Origin of the sequence: Nocardioides sp. TRM66260-LWL, from assembly GCF_020075545.1 — a bacterium.
In the GTDB taxonomy this organism is placed as follows: Bacteria; Actinomycetota; Actinomycetes; order Propionibacteriales; family Nocardioidaceae; genus Nocardioides.
In genome coordinates, this window is the sequence record NZ_JAIQZK010000003.1 from 124,358 (window position 1) to 143,216 (window position 18,859).

Annotated in this window: 19 protein-coding genes; 14 read left to right on the forward strand and 5 right to left on the reverse strand. The window is 75.2% G+C overall.

Annotation, left to right across the window (positions count from 1 at the left end; all coding sequences use genetic code 11):
* Positions 1 to 160 precede the first annotated feature (160 nt).
* The 6 genes from hemL to ccsB are packed head-to-tail and all read left to right on the forward strand — an operon-like array spanning position 161 to position 6,196.
* Entirely contained in the window at positions 161 to 1,519 is a 1,359-nt protein-coding gene (gene hemL, locus K8Z61_RS09865) for a glutamate-1-semialdehyde 2,1-aminomutase (protein ID WP_374227933.1), read from the forward strand.
* The gene (locus tag K8Z61_RS09870; protein ID WP_224129004.1) at positions 1,516 to 2,205 is read left to right on the forward strand and encodes a histidine phosphatase family protein; all 690 of its coding nucleotides are present in this window, start codon (positions 1,516 to 1,518) and stop codon (positions 2,203 to 2,205) included. The genes hemL and K8Z61_RS09870 overlap by 4 nt, the downstream gene beginning before the upstream one ends.
* Positions 2,205 to 2,825, forward strand: a complete 621-nt coding sequence (locus K8Z61_RS09875; RefSeq protein ID WP_224129006.1) for a TlpA disulfide reductase family protein — start codon at positions 2,205 to 2,207, stop codon at positions 2,823 to 2,825. The genes K8Z61_RS09870 and K8Z61_RS09875 overlap by 1 nt, the downstream gene beginning before the upstream one ends.
* Positions 2,818 to 3,570, forward strand: coding sequence for a cytochrome c biogenesis CcdA family protein (locus tag K8Z61_RS09880; protein ID WP_224129008.1), 753 nt, complete (start codon positions 2,818 to 2,820; stop codon positions 3,568 to 3,570). The genes K8Z61_RS09875 and K8Z61_RS09880 overlap by 8 nt, the downstream gene beginning before the upstream one ends.
* Positions 3,567 to 5,174, forward strand: a complete 1,608-nt coding sequence (locus K8Z61_RS09885) for a cytochrome c biogenesis protein ResB (RefSeq protein WP_224129010.1) — start codon at positions 3,567 to 3,569, stop codon at positions 5,172 to 5,174. The genes K8Z61_RS09880 and K8Z61_RS09885 overlap by 4 nt, the downstream gene beginning before the upstream one ends.
* 2 nt (positions 5,175 to 5,176) lie before the next feature.
* The gene (gene ccsB / locus K8Z61_RS09890) at positions 5,177 to 6,196 is read left to right on the forward strand and encodes a c-type cytochrome biogenesis protein CcsB (protein ID WP_224129012.1); all 1,020 of its coding nucleotides are present in this window, start codon (positions 5,177 to 5,179) and stop codon (positions 6,194 to 6,196) included.
* A gap of 68 nt (positions 6,197 to 6,264) precedes the next feature.
* Here ccsB and K8Z61_RS09895 read toward each other — a convergent pair whose 3' ends face one another.
* Positions 6,265 to 6,498: a hypothetical protein gene (locus K8Z61_RS09895; RefSeq protein ID WP_224129014.1), complete on the reverse strand. Its 234-nt coding sequence runs from the start codon at positions 6,496 to 6,498 to the stop codon at positions 6,265 to 6,267.
* Between the two features lie 66 nt (positions 6,499 to 6,564).
* Between K8Z61_RS09895 and K8Z61_RS09900 the strand changes: the two genes are divergently transcribed.
* Positions 6,565 to 6,831, forward strand: a complete 267-nt coding sequence (locus K8Z61_RS09900; protein WP_224129016.1) for a DUF4229 domain-containing protein — start codon at positions 6,565 to 6,567, stop codon at positions 6,829 to 6,831.
* Positions 6,832 to 6,852: 21 nt separating this feature from the next.
* Here the strand turns inward: K8Z61_RS09900 and K8Z61_RS09905 are convergent, their stop codons facing one another.
* Positions 6,853 to 7,758 (reverse strand): 1,4-dihydroxy-2-naphthoate polyprenyltransferase, encoded by a 906-nt coding sequence (locus K8Z61_RS09905; RefSeq protein WP_224129017.1) that lies wholly within the window; start codon positions 7,756 to 7,758, stop codon positions 6,853 to 6,855.
* Between the two features lie 80 nt (positions 7,759 to 7,838).
* Between K8Z61_RS09905 and K8Z61_RS09910 the strand changes: the two genes are divergently transcribed.
* From K8Z61_RS09910 to menD, 3 genes are read left to right on the forward strand one after another with little or no spacing between them, the layout of a single operon-like run.
* Positions 7,839 to 8,924 (forward strand): AMP-binding protein, encoded by a 1,086-nt coding sequence (locus K8Z61_RS09910; protein ID WP_224129019.1) that lies wholly within the window; start codon positions 7,839 to 7,841, stop codon positions 8,922 to 8,924.
* Positions 8,921 to 9,883, forward strand: a complete 963-nt coding sequence (locus tag K8Z61_RS09915) for an o-succinylbenzoate synthase (protein ID WP_224129021.1) — start codon at positions 8,921 to 8,923, stop codon at positions 9,881 to 9,883. The genes K8Z61_RS09910 and K8Z61_RS09915 overlap by 4 nt, the downstream gene beginning before the upstream one ends.
* Complete coding sequence (gene menD / locus K8Z61_RS09920; protein WP_224129024.1) at positions 9,880 to 11,475, forward strand: 2-succinyl-5-enolpyruvyl-6-hydroxy-3-cyclohexene-1-carboxylic-acid synthase; 1,596 nt, start codon at positions 9,880 to 9,882, stop codon at positions 11,473 to 11,475. Before K8Z61_RS09915 ends, menD begins: the two co-directional genes overlap by 4 nt.
* Positions 11,476 to 11,502: 27 nt before the next feature.
* On the opposite strand, the gene K8Z61_RS09925 is transcribed toward menD, so the two are convergent.
* Positions 11,503 to 12,369, reverse strand: a complete 867-nt coding sequence (locus K8Z61_RS09925) for a 3-hydroxybutyryl-CoA dehydrogenase (protein WP_224129026.1) — start codon at positions 12,367 to 12,369, stop codon at positions 11,503 to 11,505.
* A 131-nt stretch (positions 12,370 to 12,500) separates the two neighbouring features.
* Here K8Z61_RS09925 and K8Z61_RS09930 point away from each other — a divergent pair, with 131 nt between their 5' ends.
* Positions 12,501 to 14,360: a Na+/H+ antiporter gene (locus tag K8Z61_RS09930; RefSeq protein WP_224129028.1), complete on the forward strand. Its 1,860-nt coding sequence runs from the start codon at positions 12,501 to 12,503 to the stop codon at positions 14,358 to 14,360.
* 133 nt (positions 14,361 to 14,493) lie between these two features.
* Here the strand turns inward: K8Z61_RS09930 and K8Z61_RS09935 are convergent, their stop codons facing one another.
* Together K8Z61_RS09935 and K8Z61_RS09940 are read right to left on the reverse strand one after the other, a co-directional pair.
* Positions 14,494 to 15,315, reverse strand: coding sequence for an NAD(P)H-binding protein (locus K8Z61_RS09935; protein ID WP_224129029.1), 822 nt, complete (start codon positions 15,313 to 15,315; stop codon positions 14,494 to 14,496).
* Complete coding sequence (locus K8Z61_RS09940; protein ID WP_224129032.1) at positions 15,312 to 16,784, reverse strand: MFS transporter; 1,473 nt, start codon at positions 16,782 to 16,784, stop codon at positions 15,312 to 15,314. The genes K8Z61_RS09935 and K8Z61_RS09940 overlap by 4 nt, the downstream gene beginning before the upstream one ends.
* Positions 16,785 to 16,852: 68 nt before the next feature.
* On the opposite strand from K8Z61_RS09940, the gene K8Z61_RS09945 reads away from it, so the two are divergent.
* The 3 genes from K8Z61_RS09945 to K8Z61_RS09955 are packed head-to-tail and all read left to right on the forward strand — an operon-like array spanning position 16,853 to position 18,831.
* Positions 16,853 to 17,476 (forward strand): antibiotic biosynthesis monooxygenase, encoded by a 624-nt coding sequence (locus K8Z61_RS09945; protein WP_224129034.1) that lies wholly within the window; start codon positions 16,853 to 16,855, stop codon positions 17,474 to 17,476.
* A gap of 9 nt (positions 17,477 to 17,485) precedes the next feature.
* Complete coding sequence (locus tag K8Z61_RS09950; protein WP_224129036.1) at positions 17,486 to 18,382, forward strand: phosphoribosylaminoimidazolesuccinocarboxamide synthase; 897 nt, start codon at positions 17,486 to 17,488, stop codon at positions 18,380 to 18,382.
* On the forward strand, positions 18,379 to 18,831 hold the full coding sequence (locus tag K8Z61_RS09955) for an SRPBCC family protein (protein WP_224129038.1): 453 nt from the start codon (positions 18,379 to 18,381) through the stop codon (positions 18,829 to 18,831). The genes K8Z61_RS09950 and K8Z61_RS09955 overlap by 4 nt, the downstream gene beginning before the upstream one ends.
* The last annotated feature ends 28 nt before the right edge of the window (positions 18,832 to 18,859 follow it).

Below are 18,859 nucleotides of genomic sequence, written 5' to 3' on the forward strand. Positions count from 1 at the left end.
CGCCGGCACCCCGTCTGTGACGTGTGCAACGAAGCATCGCACCGATCCGTTACGCCCGTCACGTCCTCCCGCTCCTCGGATGCCCCTGGGGGTGTGATCTCGGGCTCGTCGGAGGGCCGCCGATGCGGCCGGAGGTTGGCCGGAGCGCGATGATGGAGACGTGTCAGCGCCGACCGCTCCCCGCAGCAGCCAGACCAGCACGCCCGTGCGCGACCCGGAGGCGTCCCGCGCGCTGTTCGAGCGCGCCGTCGCGGTGACGCCCGGCGGCGTCAACTCGCCCGTGCGCGCGTTCAACGCGGTCGGCGGAACCCCGCGCTTCATCGCCTCCGCGCAGGGTGCGTGGCTCACCGACGTCGACGGCCACGAGTACGTCGACCTGATCTGCTCGTGGGGGCCGATGCTGCTCGGTCACGCGCACCCCGAGGTGCAGGCGGCGGTGCAGGCGGCGGTCGCGCGCGGCACGTCCTACGGCACCCCGACGACGCCCGAGGTCGAGCTGGCCGAGGAGATCGTGGCGCGCACGCCGGTCGAGCGGGTGCGCTTCACCTCCTCGGGCACCGAGGCCACGATGTCGGCCATCCGGCTCGCGCGCGGCTTCACCGGCCGCGACGTCGTGATCAAGTTCGCCGGCTGCTACCACGGCCACGTCGACGCCCTGCTGGCCTCGGCCGGCTCGGGTCTGGCGACCCTGGCGGTGCCCGGCACCCCCGGCGTCCCCGAGTCGGCCACCGGGCTCACCGTCGTCCTGCCGTACAACGACCGCGCGGCCGTCGAGGCCGCCTTCGCCGAGCACGGCGACCGCGTGGCCTGCCTGATCACCGAGGCCGCGGCCGGCAACATGGGCGTGGTGCCGCCGGAGCCCGGCTTCAACGCGTTCCTCTCCGAGATCTGCCGGCGCCACGGCGCCCTGTTCGTCACCGACGAGGTGATGACCGGCTTCCGCGCCACCCGGCAGGGCTACTGGGGCATCGACGGCGCCGTCGAGGGCTGGACGCCCGACCTGGTCACCTTCGGCAAGGTGATGGGCGGGGGCTTCCCGGCGGCCGCGTTCGGCGGCCGCGCCGACGTCATGGGCCGGCTGGCTCCCGAGGGGCCGGTCTACCAGGCCGGGACGCTCTCGGGGAACCCGATCGCCACCACCGCGGGCCTCACCACGCTGCGCCTGGCCGACGACGAGGTCTACGCGCACATCGACGCCGCCGCCACGACGATCAAGGCCGCGGTCTCCGAGGCGCTGAGCGCGGAGGGCGTCGCCCACACCGTGCAGTCGGCCGGGACGATGTTCTCGGTCTTCCTGACCGATGGCCCGGTGCGCGACTTCGCGGACGCCTCGCGCACCGACACCGCCGCCTACGCCGCCTTCTTCCACGCGATGCTCGAGCGGAACGTCTACCTGCCGCCGTCGGCGTACGAGGCCTGGTTCCTCTCCAGCGCCCACGACGACCGGGCGATCTCGACCGTGCTCGACGCCCTGCCCGCGGCCGCCCGCGCCGCGGCCGCCGCCGGAGGTGCCGCATGACCGCCTCGACCCCCGTGGTCGCCACGACCGTCCACCTGCTGCGCCACGGCGAGGTGCACAACCCGGAGGGCGTGCTCTACGGACGCCGTCCGGGCTTCCACCTCTCCGAGCTCGGTCGCCGCATGGCCGAGCGCATCGGCGAGGTCGTCGGCCAGCGCGACGTCGTCCACCTGCGCTGCTCGCCGCTCGAGCGGGCCCAGGAGACCGCCGCCCCGCTGGCCTCCGCCCGGGGCCTGGAGGTCGTCACCGACGCGCGGCTGATCGAGTCCGAGAACGTCTTCGAGGGCGAGCGCTTCGGCGTCGGCGACGGCGCCCTGCGCAAGCCGTCGGCCTGGCGGCACCTCTACAACCCCTGGAAGCCGTCATGGGGCGAGCCGTACAAGGAGATCTCGGCCCGGATGATGGGCGCGGTGCACGCCGCCCGCGAGGCCGCCGCCGGTCACGAGGCCGTGCTGGTCTCCCACCAGCTGCCGATCTGGACGACCCGGCTGCACGTCGAGGGCCGCTCGTTCCTGCACGACCCCCGCAAGCGGCAGTGCACCCTGTGCTCGCTCACCTCGCTGCACTTCGAGGACGACCGGCTCGTGCGGGTCTCCTACTCGGAGCCGGCCGGCGACCTCATCCCCGTCGCCGACCGCCGCGCGCCCTTCTCCGCCGGCGGGGCGCCCGAGGAGCACCGGCCCTGATGACCCGCAGGCTCCCCCTGATCGTCGCCGCCCTGCTCGCGGTGCTGCTGACCGTCACCGGCTGCAGCAGCGTCGAGGGCAGCGGCTCCAAGGGCTACGTCTCGGGCGACGGCACGATCCAGACGCTCGACGCCGCCGACCGGGGCGCGCCGGTCGAGCTGTCCGGGAAGACCCTCGACGGCACCGCGCTCGACCTCGCCGACCTGCGTGGCCGGCCGACCGTGGTCGTCGTGTGGGGGTCGTGGTGCGTGGAGTGCCGCGAGGAGGCCGGCACCGTGGCCGCGGCGGCCGACGAGCTGCGCTCGACCGCCCGGTTCGTCGGCATCGCCCTGCGCGACAACACCGCCGCGGCCGACGCCTACGTGCAGCGGTTCGACGTCACCTACCCGTCGATCTTCGCGCCGGGCGGCCAGGAGATGCTCGCCTTCGACTCGGCGCTCAACCCCAACACCATCCCGGCCTTCGTGGTGCTCGACGCCCAGGGACGCGTCGCCGCGGTGATCCGCGGCCAGCTGCCGTCCCAGCAGACCCTCGTCGACCTCGTGCGCGACGTCGCGGGGGAGACCGGCTCGGGCGGCTCGGGCGGCACCGGCAGCCCGTCGGGCGGCGCGCGTGGCTGAGTGGTTCCGGGAGACCGCGTTCTCCGGTTCCCTCGCGCTCGCGGTGCCGATCGCGGTGCTGGCGGGGCTCGTCTCCTTCTTCTCGCCCTGCGTGCTGCCGCTGCTGCCGGGCTACCTCTCGTACGCCACCGGGCTCTCGGGCGCCGAGATCGTCGAGGGCACGGCCCGCCGCGGTCGGATGCTGGCGGGCGCCGTGCTCTTCGTGCTCGGGTTCAGCGTCGTCTTCGTGCTGCTCGGCATCTCCGCCGGCGGCGTCTCGCGCTGGCTGGTGCTCAACCGGACGCTGCTCAACGTCGTCCTCGGCGTGATCTCGATCGTGCTCGGGCTCGCCTTCATCGGGCTCGTGCCGCTGCTCCAGCGCGAGCTGCGGGTGCACCGGGTGCCGGCCGTCGGCCTGGCCGCCGCCCCGCTGCTCGGCTTCCTCTTCGGCGTCGGCTGGGTGCCGTGCGTGAGCCCCACGCTGGGGGCGATCTACACCCTCGCGATCAACGACGGCTCCTCGGCGCGCGGCGGCGTGCTGCTGGCCTTCTACTCCCTCGGACTCGGCGTGCCGTTCATCGTCGCCGCCCTGCTGTGGCGACGCATGCTCGGCGCGATCGCGTTCGTCCGGCGCCACCAGGCGCTGGTGACCCGCCTCGGCGGAGGCATGCTCGTGGTGGTCGGGATCGCGCTGCTCACCGGCTGGTGGGACTACGCGATCACCTGGCTGCAGATCAGGATCGGAACGGGATCGGTGCCGGTATGACGACGATCGAGAAGACCCCGAGGCAGGCCCCGACGCCGGAGCGGCGTCCCGGGGAGCTGACCTTCCGCGAGCTGCTGCGCTTCGGCTGGCGCCAGCTGACGTCCATGCGGACGGCGCTGGTGCTGCTGCTCCTGCTGGCGCTCGCGGCGGTGCCGGGCTCGGTGATCCCGCAGGAGGGCGTCGACGCGCTCAAGACGGCGAACTGGAAGGACGCCCACCCGTCCCTCACGCCGATCTACGAGAGGCTGGACCTCTTCGACGTCTACGGCTCGGTGTGGTTCGCGGCCGTCTACATCCTGCTGATGGTCTCGCTGGTCGGCTGCATCGTGCCGCGGCTGCTCGTGTACGCGCGCGGCCTGCGGGCCGTGCCGCCGGCCGCGCCGCGCAACCTGACCCGGCTGCCCGACCACGAGACCTTCACGACCGCCGACGACCCCGAGGCCGTCCTGGCGCGGGCCCGGGCGGTGCTGGCCAAGCGCGGCTACCGGCTGCGTCCGGCCGCCGAGGGCGACCCGCTCGACGCCGTCAGCGCCGAGCGCGGCTACCTGCGGGAGGCCGGCAACCTGCTCTTCCACCTCGCCGTGCTCGTCGTGCTGGTCGGCTTCGCGATCGGCGGCCTGCTCGGCTTCAAGGGCGGCGTGATCATCGTCCAGGGCGGCACGTTCTCGAACTCCGCCAACCAGTACGACGACTTCGTGCCCGGCTCGCTGTTCCGTCCCGACATGCTCAAGCCGTTCGACCTCACCGTCGACGACTTCAAGATCGAGTGGCTCACCAGCGGCCCGCGTCAGGGCATGGCCCGGGCGTTCGAGGCGCCGCTCACCTACCGCAGCGCGCCCGGGGCCCCGGCCCAGCAGTACGACCTGCGGGTCAACCACCCGCTCACCATCGACGGCACCGACGTCTTCCTGATCGGCCACGGGTACGCGCCGGTCGTCACGATCCGCGACGGCCAGGGCAGGGTCGTCTACAGCGGCCCCACCCCGTTCCTGCCGACCAACCAGTCGTTCCTGTCCTTCGGCGTCGTCAAGGCGCCCGACGCCCAGCCGCGGGGCATCGGCCTCGAGGGCCTGCTCTACCCGACGTTCGCGTCGGTCAACGGCGAGCCGTTCAACGTCTTCGGCGACGACAAGAACCCGGTGCTCTCGATGCGGGTGTACTCCGGCGACCTCAACATGGACGGCGGCGCCCCGCAGTCGGTGTACGTGCTCGACAAGTCGCGCACCACCATGCTCGAGAAGGCCGACGGCAAGCCCTACCGCCTCGACCTCGCCCTCGGCGACACCGTCGCGCTGCCGAACGGCCTCGGCAGCGTCAGCTTCGACTCGATCCAGCCCTGGGTGCGCGTGCAGATCAGCCACACCCCGGGCAAGCTGATCGCCCTGGCCGGCGTCGTGATGGCCCTCGTCGGCCTGATCGGCTCGCTGTTCGTCCGCCCGCGGCGCGTCTGGGTGCGCGCCCGCCCTGCCGGTCCCGAGGACGGGTCCGGCACACTGGTGGAGGTGGCGGCGCTCGACCGCTCCGGGGGCGGCGACGTCGCCCCGGTGCTGGCGGGCATCGTCGCGTCCGTGCGCGGTGACGCCGCGCCGTCGAAGGAGGAGTGATCGTGACCGACACCGCGTGGGAGACGCTGAGCAACCAGGCGGTCGCCGCCTGCGGCATCGTCTACTTCCTGGCGCTGCTGGCGCACCTGGTCGAGTGGGCCTCGCTGCGCAAGGTGCCCGCCGCCGTGGCCGCCGGCACGGCGACGTCCGGCGCCACGCCCGCCGGCGACGTGCTCGTGCGCACGGGCCCCGAGGCCGCCGAGGACGACGGGTCGTCGCGCGTCGCGATGTTCGGCCGCCTCGGCCTGCTGCTCACCGGCCTCGCCGCCGCGCTGCACGCCGTGGGCCTGCTCGGACGCGGCATGGCCGCCGACCCGAACCGCGTGCCGTGGGGCAACATGTACGAGTTCACGCTCTCGGGCACGTTCTTCGTCACGGCGCTCTACCTGGTCTTCTACCGCCGCTACCGGCTCTCCTGGCTCTCGCTGCCGGTCGTCACGTTCGTGCTGGCGACGCTGATGGTGGCGGTCATCTGGCTCTACGGCCCGGTCGCGCCGCTCACCGAGGCGCTCAACTCGCCGTGGCTGGTCATCCACGTCGTGTCGGCGGTCATCGCCACCGGCGCGTTCAGCCTGGGCGGCATGACCTCGGCGCTGTACCTCGTCAAGGAGCGCAGCCTGGCCAAGGGCCGCCCGCAGACCGGCTGGCTCGCACGGGTGCCGGAGCCGGCCCGGCTCGACCTGGTCTCCTACCGCATGCACGCCTTCGCGTTCCCGGTCTGGACCTTCGCGGTGCTGATCACCGGCCCGATCTGGGCGCACCAGGCGTGGTCGTCGTACTGGAGCTGGGACCCCAAGGAGGTCTGGGCGTTCATCACCTGGGTCGTCTACGCCGCCTACCTCCACGCCCGGGCCACCGCCGGCTGGAAGGGCCGCAACGCCGCCGCGCTCGCGCTCGTCGGCATGGCCACGCTGTGGTTCAACTTCATCGGCATCAACTACTTCTCGACCACCTCGCAGCACTCGTACGCGGCCCCGGCCGTGACGGTCGAGGCGCCGGTGGCCTCCACGCCGATCGTCTGACCCCGCACGCGCGAACGGCCCCGCACCCGGGTGGGTGCGGGGCCGTCCGTCGTCACGGCGGAGGAGGCTCAGGCGTCGGGGTCCTCGGGGTGCAGGCGCTTGCGGTCGAGGTCGCGCAGGAAGTCCTCGTCGTCGTCGGGGGCGACGATCCGCGGCTTGGCGGGCGGTCGGCGTCGCGGTGCCGCGGTGCCGGGACGACGCAGGCTCTGCGCGAGCGGACCCGAGCCGCGACCCTGGACCGCACGGACCAGCAGGTACGTGGCCCAGGCGATGAGCAGGACGATGAGCACGAACCGGAGCACGGGTCCAATGTAGGCGCGTCGTGGTGAGCGCGCGGCGGTCATGCGCGATGCGCCTACCCTGGAGGAGTGAAGGAGTTCCTCGTCTACACCGCTCTGCGGATCGTGATGTTCGCGGCCACCCTCGGGATCGTCCTCGGCGTCTGGCAGCTGATCGCAGGCGAGGTGGTGCTCTTCTGGGCGGTGCTGGCGGCGTTCGTGCTCAGCGGCATCGGCAGCTACTACCTGCTCAACACCCCGCGCGAGCGGTTCGCCCAGCGCGTCGACGAGCGCGCCCGCCGGGCCGCGGCCCGGTTCGAGGAGCTCAAGGCCAAGGAGGACGCCGGCGAGGCCTGAGCCTCCCGGCCCCGACGCCCGTCAGAGGCGGGCGCCGATCACCAGCCCGAGCCCGGCGAGCGCGGCCCACATGACCCCCGCGAGCCCGGTGCTCTGCAGCACGGGGATGAGCCCCGGGCCGCCGGCGCCGGAGCGGACGACCCGCACGCCGCGCTGGGCGAGGGCCAGGAAGCCCAGCCCGAGCAGCGCCCACGCGGTGGTGGCCAGCGCCAGCGCGACGTCGGCCAGCGCGGCGACGGCCACGAGGCCGACGTAGAGCAGCCGGGTGCGGGCGTCGCCGAGGACGACCGCGAGCGTGCGCTTGCCGACCTGGGCGTCGGTCGGGATGTCGCGCAGGTTGTTGGCGACGAGGATCGCGCAGGCGAGCGCGCCGACGCCGACCGCGGCCCACAGCGCCGCCCACTCCCAGGTCTCGGTCTGCACGTAGGTGGTGCCGACGACGGCGACCAGGCCGAAGAACACGAAGACCATCACCTCGCCGAGCCCCAGGTAGCCGTAGGGCCGCGAGCCGCCGGTGTAGTACCAGGCGGCCAGCACGCAGACGGCGCCGACCGCCACCAGCCACCAGGCGGTGGCGGCGGCCAGCACCAGGCCGGCGACGGCGGCGACGCCGAACGCCGCGAACGCCGCCCGCTTCACCGCGGCGGGGGCCGCCGTGCCGGAGCCGACGAGCCGCATCGGGCCGACGCGGGCGTCGTCGGTGCCGCGGATGCCGTCGGAGTAGTCGTTGGCGTAGTTGACGCCGACCTGCAGCGCGACGCTCACGACCAGCGCGAGCAGCGCGCGCCAGAGCACCGCGTGGTCGACGAAGTCCGCGACCGCGGTGCCGGCCAGCACCGGGGCGAGCGCGGCGGGGAGGGTGCGGGGTCGGGCGCCGGCGATCCAGGCCGAGAGGGGGACCGAGGTGGGGGCGGCAGGTGAGGCCATGGGGCGATCATCCCGCGTCGGTCGGCGCCGCGGCCGATCGCCCACCCCGGAGGCTGGGAGCCGACCGCTACCGTGCCGGGGTGAGCAGCGCGCCCCAGGCCCCCGCGAGCGCCGTCGTCGACTGCCTCGCCGACTGGCTGCGCGCCGACGCCCCGCCGCCGTGGATCGTCGAGACCTCCGGCTCGACCGGTCAGCCCAAGCGCGTGCTGCTGCCCCGTGCTGCGGTGCTGGCCTCGGTGCGGGCCTCCGCCGACCGGCTCGGCGCGTCCGGTGCGTGGGTGCTCGCGCTCCCCGCCGGCTTCGTCGCCGGAGTGCAGGTGATCTGCCGCTCGCTGGTCGCGGGCCACCGTCCCGTGCTGCGCGACGACCACCCGAGCCTGGCCGCGGCCGTCGCCGCGCTGCCCGACGGCGTCCCCGGGTTCGTCTCGCTGGTGCCCACGCAGCTGCTGCGGGTGCTGGACGCGGCCGAGTCCGACGGGGCCGACGGGTCCGCCGCGGCCGACCTGGCCGCGCTCGCCTCGCTGCACACGGTGCTGCTCGGCGGCGGACCCGTCGACCCCGGTCTGCGCGAGCGGGCGGCGGCCCACGGCGTCCGGACGGTGGCCACCTACGGCAGCGCCGAGACGGCCGGCGGCTGCGTCTACGACGGCGTGCCGCTGGACGGCGTCGCGCTCGCGGTGGGCGCCGACGGGCGGCTGCGCATCGGCGGGCCCACGGTGTTCGCCGGCTACCAGGACGACCCCGCGCTCACCGCGGAGACGCTCGTCGACGGCTGGTTCCTCACCTCCGACGCCGGGCGGCTCGACCACGACGGCCGGCTGGAGGTCCTCGGGCGCCTCGACGACCTCGTCGTCACCGGCGGCGTCAACGTGCCGGCCGGGGTGGTGGCGGCCCGGCTGCGGGCGCACCCGGACGTCGTCGCCGCGGAGGCGCTGGGGCTGCCCGACCCGGAGTGGGGCAACCGGCTGGTGGCCGTCGTCGTCGGCGCGCTCGACCTGGAGGCCGCCCGCGCCTGGGTCGCCCAGGCGCACCCGCGCAGCTGGGCGCCGCGGCAGCTCGTCGTCCTGGAGCGGCTCGACGACCTGCCGCTGCTGGCCAACGGCAAGCCCGACCGCGCCGCGCTGCGGGCGCTGGCGCTGGCCGCCGCTCCCGAGGTCGGGCGATGAGCGACCTGCGGGTGGTGCGGATCCCGATGCGCACCCGCTTCCGCGGCCTCACGGTGCGCGAGGCGGCGTTCGTCCGCGGCCCCGACGGCGGGTGGGGCGAGTGGTCGCCGTTCCTCGAGTACGACGCCCGCGAGGCGGCCGCCTGGCTGGGCTGCGCCGAGGAGGCGGCGCGCGGCGGGTGGCCAGAGCCGCGCCGCACGCGCATCCCCGTGAACGTGACGGTGCCGGCGGTCGACGGGCCGCAGGCGCACGCGATCGTCGCCGCTGCGGGCTGCGGCACCGCCAAGGTCAAGGTCGCCGAGCCCGGGCAGACCCTCGCCGACGACCAGGCGCGGCTCGAGGCCGTCCGCGACGCGCTCGGCCCGGGCGGCCGGGTGCGGATCGACGTCAACGGCGGCTGGGACCTCGACGCCGCGCTCGCGGCGATCCCCGTGCTGGACCGGGCCGCCGGCGGGCTGGAGTACGTCGAGCAGCCCTGCGCGACCGTCGAGGAGCTGGCCGCGGTGCGCCGGGCCGTCGACGTCCCGATCGCCGCGGACGAGTCGATCCGCCGGGCCGTCGACCCGTACCGCGTCCGCGACCTCGCGGCCGCCGACGTGGCGGTGCTCAAGGTGCAGCCGCTCGGCGGCGTCGCGGCCTGCCTGCGGATCGCCGAGGACATCGGCCTGCCCGTGGTGGTCTCCTCGGCGCTGGAGACCTCGGTGGGCATCGCGGCCGGCCTGGCGCTGGCCGCGGCCCTGCCGGAGCTGCCCTTCGCGTGCGGCCTGGCGACCGTCCGGCTGCTCGCCGACGACGTCGTCGCCGCGCCGCTGCTGCCCGTGGAGGGGCACCTGCCGGTCGGCCGTCCGGACGTCGACGAGGCGGCCCTCGACCGGCTCGCGGCGCCAGCGGAGCGGGTGCGGCACTGGCAGGAGCGGCTCGACGCCGTCCGCGCGCTCGCCGACGGGGGCCGTCCGTGAGCGGGGCGGCCACCGCGCTGGCCCGCGACGTCCTGCAGGCGCTGCTCGCGCAGGGCGTCACCGACCTGGTGCTCGCGCCCGGATCCCGCAACGCCCCCGTGGCCTTCGCGGCGGCCGACGCGGCGGCCGCCGGCCTGCTGCGCCTGCACACCCGCATCGACGAGCGCTCGGCGGCGTTCCTCGCCCTCGGCCTGACCCGGGCCGGCGGGCGTGCCGTCGTCACCTGCACCTCCGGCACCGCGGTGGCCAACCTGCACCCCGCCCTGCTCGAGGCCGTGCACGCCGGCGTGCCGATGATCGCGCTCACCGCCGACCGGCCCCGTCGGCTCGCGGGCACCAGCGCCAACCAGACCACCGAGCAGGTCGACGTGTTCGGCCCGCTGCTGACCACGGTCGACCTCGAGGCCGGCCCGGTGCCGGACCTGCCGCTCGACCGGCCGGCCCACGTGAACCTGCGGCTGGACGACCCGCTGACGCCGGACGACCGCTGGACGCCGGCAGCCGTCCCGGCCGTCGACGGCTGGCGCGCCGTCCGCGGCCGTGCCCCGGGCGGGACGCTGCCCCGCGGCCCGCGCACGGTCGTGGTGGCCGGCGACGACGCCGGTCCGCCCGCCCGGCGCCTGGCCGAGGCGGGGGGCTGGCCGCTGCTGGCCGAGCCGTCCAGCGGCTCCCGCACGGGCGAGGCCGCCCTGCGCTGCTACCGGCTCCTCCTCGGTGCCGACGACCTCGGGCTGGCGGCCGACGTCGAGCGGGTCGTCGTGGCGGGTCACCCGACCCTCTCGCGACCCGTGCAGCGGCTGCTGGCCCGCGCCGACGTCGAGGTGCTGGACCTCGAGCCGCCGGGCCGGTTCGCCCGGCCGCATCCCGTGGCGCGGCACGTGCCGGGCGCACGGGTCGACGGCGAGCCCGACTCCGCCGAGCTCGCCTGGCGTCGGCGGTGGGCCGAGGCCGACGCGGCCCTCGGCCGCGCGCTCGACCTGCTGCTGGCCGCCGAGCCGGCGCTGACGCCGTACGAGGTCGCCGGCGCGGTCGTGCGGGCCACCGAGCCGGGCGCCCTGCTGGTGGTCGGCCCGTCCAACCCGATCCGCGACCTCGACCTGATGCAGCGCGGCTTCGGGGTGGGGGAGCGGCGGATGGTCCTGGCCAACCGCGGCCTGGCCGGCATCGACGGCGTCGTCTCGACCGCGATCGGCGCCGCGCTGGCGCGTCCGCACTCCACGCGGGCGATCGCCCTCCTCGGCGACGTCACCTTCCTGCACGACGCCAACGGCCTGCTGCTGGGGCCCGACGAGCCGCGTCCCGACCTGACGCTCGTGGTCGTCAACGACGACGGCGGCTCGATCTTCGCCACCCTCGAGCAGGGCGGGCCCGCGTACGCCGACCGGTTCGAGCGGCTCTTCGCCACCCCGCACCACGCCGACCTCGCGTCCCTGTGCGCGGCGTCGCGCACGCCGCACGTGCGCGTCGACAGCCTGCCCGAGCTTGAGCAGGTGCTCGCCTCGCCCAACGGCGGGCTGGAGGTCGTCGAGGCGCGGGTCGGCCGCGGTGACCGGCGGGCGCTCGACGAGCGGATCCGGGCGCTGCGTCCCTGACCCGGCGGCTCCCCGGCCTCCCCGGGCTCAGTAGGTGTAGAAGCCGCGCCCGCTCTTGCGGCCCAGCAGCCCCGCGTCGACCATCCGGGCGAGCAGCGGCGGCGCGGCGTAGAGCGGCTCCTTGAACTCCTCGTAGAGCGACTCCGCGACCGCCTGGACGGTGTCGAGGCCGATCAGGTCGGCGAGCGCGAGCGGGCCCTGCGGGTGGGCGGCGCCCAGCACGAGACCGCGGTCGATGTCCTCGGCGGAGGCGAAGCCCGACTCGAACATCCGGATCGCCGAGAGCACGAACGGGATGAGCAGCGCGTTGACGACGAATCCCGCGCGGTCCTGGCAGTCGATGGCCGACTTGCCGAGCGGGCCCTCGACGTAGGCGCGGGCGCGCTCGGTGGTCTCGGGCGCGGTGAGCAGCGAGGGCACGAGCTCGACGAGCCGCAGCACCGGGACGGGGTTGAAGAAGTGGATGCCCATGACCTGGGTCGGGCGGGCGGTGACGACGCCGAGCTTCATGATCGGGATCGAGGAGGTGTTGGACGCCAGGATCGCCAGCGGGTCGGTCACCACGGCGTCGAGGCGCCGGAAGAGCGCGACCTTGGCGTCCTCGTCCTCGACGATCGCCTCGACCACGACCTGCCGGTCGGCCAGCGCGTCGAGCTCGGTGACCAGGCGGATGCGGGCGAGGACGTCGTCGGCCGACTCCGCGAGCTTGCCCTTGTCCTCGGCGCGCCGCAGCGAGCGCTCCAGCCGGGCGCGACCGGCGTCCGCGGCGGCGGGCGAGGACTCCACGACGACCACGTCGAGGCCGGCGCGCGCGTTCACCTCCGCGATGCCCGCGCCCATCAGCCCGCAGCCGACCACGCCGACCCGCTCGATCTCCCGACTCCCCTGCGTCATCCGAACCCCTCCCGATCTGGGTGCGACGATGCATGGACGTCCATGCATCTCCCGGCTCGGACCCTACGCCCGGATCCCGCCGACGCCGACGGGAGGTGCCGCCGCGCGCCCGGGCCCGCGATGATGGGCCCATGGACATCGCGCTGGGCCTCGTCGCGCTGGTGGCGACCGTCATCCTCGTCGCGGCGCTGGCCGAGCGGATCTCGGTGCCGCCCCCGCTGGCGCTGATCGTGGTCGGCGTCGTGGTGTCGTACGTGCCGCAGATCCCGGAGGTGACCCTCGAGCCGGAGATCGTCCTGCTGGGGCTGCTGCCGCCGCTGCTCTACTCCGCGGCGCTGCAGACCTCCCTGGTCGACTTCAACGCCAACCGCCGCTCGATCCTCCTGCTCTCGGTCGGGCTGGTCGCCTTCACGACCGCCGGCGTCGCGCTCGTGGTGCACGCGATGGTGCCCGACGTCGGGTGGCCGGCGGCGTTCGCGATCGGCGCCGTCGTCGCTCCGCCGGACGCGGTGGCCGCGACGACGATCGGCCGCCGCATCGGGCTGCCGCGTCGCATCGTGACGATCCTCGAGGGCGAGTCGCTGCTCAACGACGCCACCGCGCTGGTGGCGCTGCGCACCGCCGTCGCCGCGGCCGGCGTCGGCATCACCGCACAGGGCGTCGCGCTCGACTTCCTCGTCGCGGCCGGCGGCGGCGCGCTGGTCGGCGTCGTCACGTACCTGGTCGTGGGCCGCATCCGGCACCACGTCACCGAGCCGGTGCTCGACACCGGCATCTCGCTGCTGATCCCCTTCGCCGCCTACCTGGCCGCCGAGGAGCTGCACGCCAGCGGCGTGATCGGCGTGGTCGTGGCCGGACTGCTGCTCGGCCACCGGGCGCCGGTGCTCCAGACCGCGCAGTCGCGGATCGCCGAGCGCACCAACTGGCGCACGATCGCGTTCGTCCTGGAGAACGCCGTCTTCCTGCTGATCGGCCTGCAGGCCCACCTGCTGGTGGCCGACGTCGGCGACTCCGAGCTCGGCGTCCCCATGGTGATCGCGCTGTGCGCCGCGACCCTGGCGACCGTCATCGTCCTGCGGCTGGCGTGGGTGTTCCCGGTGCGGTACCTGCTGATCCGTCCCGGCAGCGCGAGCGCCGGCGGCCCGCCGTGGCCCTACACGTTCCTGCTCGGGTGGGCCGGCATGCGCGGCGTGGTGACCCTGGCCGCGGCCTTCGTCATCCCCGAGGACACCCCGCACCGCGAGGTGCTGCTGGTCGTCGCGTTCAGCGTGGTGGCGGGCACCCTGTTCATCCAGGGCCTCTCCCTGCCGTGGCTCACCCGGCGGCTGCGGGTGCCCGGGCCCGACCCGATGGACGACGCCCTCGCCCGCGCCACGCTGCTGCAGAAGGCCTCCCAGGCCGGCTTCGAGCGGCTCGAGCAGCTGGAGTACGAGGACCCCCACGGCATGGTCGACGCCATCCGCACCCGCATCGACCAGCGCAACTTCGCTGCCTGGGAGCGGCTCGGCACCACGGCCGACGAGGAGACGCCCTCGGAGCTCTACGCCCGCGTCCGCACGGAGATGATCGCCGCCGAGCGCGAGCGGATCCTCGACATCCGTCGCTCCGGCCGGATCGCCTCGGAGGTGATCGCCGAGGTGCTCGCCACCCTCGACGTCGAGGAGTCGATGATCGACGTCGCCACCGCCGAGCGCGACGAGCTGCGCTCCTACGGCTCGCTGCACTTCAAGGCCGGCGAGGAGTGCGACGACCTGCGCGAGCACCCCGCGGTCGAGACCGTGCACACCAACACCTGCCCCGACTGCCTGCGCGAGGGCACCCGCTGGGTCGCCCTGCGCCAGTGCCTGGCCTGCGGCCACGTCGGCTGCTGCGACTCCTCGCCCGGCCAGCACGCCACCCGCCACTTCCGCGACACCACGCACCCCGTCATGCAGTCCGCCGAGCCCGACGAGCACTGGCGGTGGTGCTTCGTGCACCACGTGACGGCGTAGGGACGGCGGGGCACCTCGCGCAGGTTTCCCCGGATATCCGGGGATTCCGGACGTTGTCAGGGGAAGTTTCGCCTGACAACGTCCAGTTCTCCCTGACCAGTCGCCCCCGGCACGAGGCCCGTGGGACGCGCGGTCAGCCGCGCAGCGCCTGCTCGAGCGTGCGGGCCGGGTGGCCGGTGAGCCGTTCGACGTCGGGGCTGACGCGGGCCTGCGAGCCCTCGGCGATCGCGGTGTACGTGCTCACCCACGCGTCCAGCTGCCAGTCGGGCGCGTCGGGGTAGGCCGCGCGGCGGGACGCGTAGGCCTGCTCGACCGTCTCGTCCTCGAACCGCAGCGTCCGGCCCAGGACAGCGCCAGCGCGGGCGGCGACCTCGGTGAGGGTCAGCGCCTCGGGGCCGGTCAGCTCGTAGGCGACGCCGGCGTGCGGCGCCGGGGAGCGCAGGACGGCGGACGCGCACGCGGCCACGTCGGCGCGGGCCACGGCCGAGACCCGGCCGTCGCCGGCGGGGCCGCGCAGCACCCCGGCGTCGTCGGCGAAGAACGGCAGCAGGTCGGCGTAGAAGCCGTCACGCAGGAACGTCCACGCGCAGCCGGAGTCGCGCAGCGCGGCCTCGGTGTCGGCGTGGTCGCGGCCCAGGGTGAAGGTGGCGTCGGGCGCCGCGCCGAGGAACGAGGTGTAGACGACGTGGCCGACGCCCGCCTCGGCCGCCGCGGCCACGGCTCGGCGGTGCTGGTCGCGGCGGTCGGCGGCCTCCGCGCCCGACACCAGCAGCAGCACGTCGACGCCGGCCAGCACCGAGGCGTCCGCCTGCGCGTAGTCGAAGCGCGCGACCCCGCCGCCGAGGTCGGTCAGCCGCGAGGGGTCGCGTCCGAGCAGCAGCGGACGCAGGTCGGCGAGCTCGGCGGCGACGAGCCGGCCGACGGCGCCGGTGGCCCCGGTGAGCGCGATCCTCATGCGCCCACGCTAGAGGTCCCGGAGGCCTCGGCGGCGGCTGGCGCGGGATCGCGCCGCCACGCCCGCACGGCCACGACCAGGGCGAGCACGAGCAGCGTGACGCCGGTGAGCAGGGCGGTGCGCAGGGCGACGTCCGGCGAGGTGCGGCGCAGCGCCGCCTCGTAGACCGTGACGAGCACGGCGGCGCCGATCGCGGCGCCGATCCGCTGGCCCGTCTGCAGCGCCCCGCCGGCCGCGCCGCCCATCCGCGGCGGCACCTCGGCCAGCGTCAGGGTGAAGTTGGGCGAGACGACCGCACCCGAGCCCAGCCCGGCCACCAGCAGCAGCGGCGCCAGCCACGGCCACAGCGGATCGCGGCCGATCGCGACCAGCGCCGCCGCGCCGACGCCGAGGATCATCACGACGAGCGCGACGACGCTCACCACGCGACCCCGGTCGGAGACGAACCGCGCCGCCAGGGGCGAGCCCGCCGCCGAGCCCAGCGCGAACGGCAGCAGCACGAACGCCGCCTGCAGCGGCGTGCGTCCGAGCTCCTGCTGCAGGTAGAGGGAGAGGACGAGCAGCAGCCCGGTGAAGCCGGTGAAGAAGAGGGTGCCGACGGCCAGGCCGTCGAGGTAGCCGGGCAGTCCGCGCAGCAGCGCGAGGTCGAGCAGCGGCGGCCGGCCGCGGTCGGCGACCCGCCGCTCCCAGGCCACGAACGCCCAGCCCGCCAGCGGCACGCCGAGCAGCAGGACGAGCGGCAGCCGCGCCCCGCCCTCGAACCGCACCACGGGGTAGAGCAGGCACAGCACGGTGACGCCGAGCAGCACCGCGCCGACTCCGTCGATGCCGACGGCCGTGCGGGACGCGGCCGGACGTCGCGGCACGAGCACGGCGACGGCGACGAGCGCGACCAGCCCGATCGGCACGTTGACGAGGAACAGGTAGCGCCAGCCGTCGTCGCCGGCGAGGGCGAGGATGCCGCCGCCGATCACGGGTCCGGCCGCCGAGGCGGCCGAGACGGTGAAGCCGAACGCGCCGAACGCGCGTGCCCGCTCGCGTCCGGTGAAGAGCTGCTGGATGAGGCCGGAGTTCTGCGGGGTCAGCAGACCGGCGCTGGCGCCCTGGAGCAGCCGCGCGACGACGACCAGCTCGGCGGTCGGCGCCAGGCCCACGGCCGCGCTGGTCAGCACGAACAGCGTCAGGCCGACGAGCATGAGCCGGCGGCGGCCGTAGGCGTCGCCCAGGCGTCCGCCGGCGACGAGCACGAGGCCGAACGCCAGCGCGTAGCCGGAGACGACCCACTGGATCGTGCCGGTGTCGGTGTCCAGCCCCTGCTGCATCGCGGGGATCGCCACGTTGACGATCGAGACGTCCAGCAGCGCCATGAAGCCGACCACGAGCGTGACGCCCAGGATCCGCCACCGGTGCGGGTGCGGCGACGGCGGGGCCGTCGCGGCGTCGGCCGTGCGCTCGTCGACATCGCTCACCCGCCCAGCGTGCCGTGCTCGCCCGATCGATCTCGCATCCGTTCGGGCAGGCTGCGAGCCTGGCGTCCATGACCGCCCCCGTCACCGTCGCGATCACCCGCCGGCTCGACCCCGACCACGAGTCGGAGATGGTGGCGTGGCTCGAGGCGGGCACCTCGCTGGTGCAGCGCTTCCCGGGCTTCCTGGGCTCGGGGTGGCTGCGGCCGGACGCCGGCTCCGACACCTGGCACGTGCTGTTCCGGTTCGTCGACGCCGAGGCGCTGGCCGCCTGGGAGGGCTCGCCGGAGCGACGCTGGTGGCGCGCGTCGGCGACGGCGCTGGGCGTGGAGGAGTCGCGGGTCGAGCGGGTCACCGGCATCGAGGGCTGGTTCGACGACCCCGCCACCCGCCACGTCGAGGAGGGCGCCGGCCCGTCGGTGCCGCCGCGGTGGAAGCAGGCCTGCGCGATCTTCCTGGTCTTCCTGCCGCTCAGCGTCCTGGCCAACGAGATCGTCGCTCGCACCCCGCTGGCGACCTGGGCGGTTCCGCTGCGGGTGCTCGCCGTCACCGCCGTCCTCACGCCGCTGATGACCTACCTGGGCCTGCCGTGGATCACCCGGCGGCTCGAGTGGTGGCTGCACGGCCGGCCCGCGCCGTGGCGGCACGGGTCGAGGACCGCGGGTTCGTCCGGGGCCGGTGACGCGGCGGCCTAGGCTGGCCCCGTGGCCGACGTCCTCCTCCCGCCCGCGCCGACCCTGCCCGGCGCGCGTCACCTGCACTCCGGCAAGGTGCGCGACCTCTACGAGCTCACCGACGGGCCGCACGCCGGCCACCTGCTGATGGTGGCCAGCGATCGCATCTCGATCTTCGACTTCGTGCTCGACTCGACCATCCCCGACAAGGGCGAGATCCTCACGCGCATGTCGCTGTGGTGGTTCGAGCAGCTGGCCGACCTCGTGCCGCACCACGTCGTGTCCACCGAGGTGCCGGACGCCGTCCGCGGGCGCGCCGTCGTCTGCGAGCGGCTCGCGATGTTCCCGGTCGAGTGCGTCGCGCGGGGCTACCTGACCGGCTCGGGCCTGCTCGACTACGACGCCACCGGCGAGGTGTGCGGCATCGCGCTCCCCGAGGGCCTGGTCGACGGCAGCCGGCTGCCGGAGCCGATCTTCACGCCCGCCACCAAGGCCGAGCTGGGCGAGCACGACGAGAACGTCGACTACGCCGCGGTCGAGAGCGCGGTCGGCGGCGAGACCGCCGCCGCGCTGCGCGAGCTGACGCTGGCCGTCTACGCGCGGGCGGAGTCGCTGGCCCGCGAGCGCGGCATCATCCTGGCCGACACCAAGCTCGAGATGGGTGCCCGCCCCGACGGCACGATCGTGCTCGCCGACGAGGTCCTCACCCCCGACTCCTCCCGCTTCTGGCCCGCCGACGACTGGCGCCCGGGCCGCGCGCAGCCGTCCTACGACAAGCAGATCGTGCGCAACTGGGCGCTCTCGGCCGCGTCGGGCTGGGACCGCGCGTCCGGGGAGGCGCCGCCGCCGCTGCCGCCCGAGGTCGTCGAGCGCACCCGCAGCCGGTACGTCGAGGCCTACGAGCGCCTGACGGGGGAGTCGTGGTGAGCCGCGCGACCGGCCCGGACGGCGTCGAGGCGGTGCGGTTCCCGGTGCCGACGCACGTGGCGTGCGCGTACCTGGCCGACCCGCGCAACCGCGCGTCCTGGCAGTCGAGCCTGCGGCGGGTCGACGACGTGCGCGGCGAGGTCGGCGTCGGTCAGACCTGGGTCGACGTCACGGTGCCCGGCCTGCGGCCCCGCATGGAGACCACCGCGCTCGACGCGCCCGTCGACGGCGGCCCCGGCAGCTGGACCGAGATCGGCCGGATGGGTCCCTACTCCGCCGAGCTCACCCTCGACTTCGCCCCCGACCCCGACGCCCCGGGCGGCTGCCTGGTGGCGCCCCGGTTCGTCATCCGCGGCCCGCTCGGCTTCGTGCTGAACCGCATCGCGCCGGGCACCGTCCGGGCCGATCTGCGCCGGGCCGCGCGCCTGGTGGACGCGGCGCACGGCTGAGGCGACCCTGAGACCGGTACCGCCCGGT

Coding starts and splice junctions, on each gene's coding strand:
- K8Z61_RS09935 (WP_224129029.1), bottom strand. CDS start 15,315: ATGAGGATCGCGCTCACCGGGGCCACCGGCGCCGTCGGCCGGCTCGTC.
- K8Z61_RS09870 (WP_224129004.1), top strand. CDS start 1,516: ATGACCGCCTCGACCCCCGTGGTCGCCACGACCGTCCACCTGCTGCGC.
- K8Z61_RS09885 (WP_224129010.1), top strand. CDS start 3,567: ATGACGACGATCGAGAAGACCCCGAGGCAGGCCCCGACGCCGGAGCGG.
- K8Z61_RS09930 (WP_224129028.1), top strand. CDS start 12,501: ATGGACATCGCGCTGGGCCTCGTCGCGCTGGTGGCGACCGTCATCCTC.
- K8Z61_RS09905 (WP_224129017.1), bottom strand. CDS start 7,758: ATGGCCTCACCTGCCGCCCCCACCTCGGTCCCCCTCTCGGCCTGGATC.
- K8Z61_RS09945 (WP_224129034.1), top strand. CDS start 16,853: ATGACCGCCCCCGTCACCGTCGCGATCACCCGCCGGCTCGACCCCGAC.
- K8Z61_RS09915 (WP_224129021.1), top strand. CDS start 8,921: ATGAGCGACCTGCGGGTGGTGCGGATCCCGATGCGCACCCGCTTCCGC.
- K8Z61_RS09925 (WP_224129026.1), bottom strand. CDS start 12,369: ATGACGCAGGGGAGTCGGGAGATCGAGCGGGTCGGCGTGGTCGGCTGC.
- K8Z61_RS09875 (WP_224129006.1), top strand. CDS start 2,205: ATGACCCGCAGGCTCCCCCTGATCGTCGCCGCCCTGCTCGCGGTGCTG.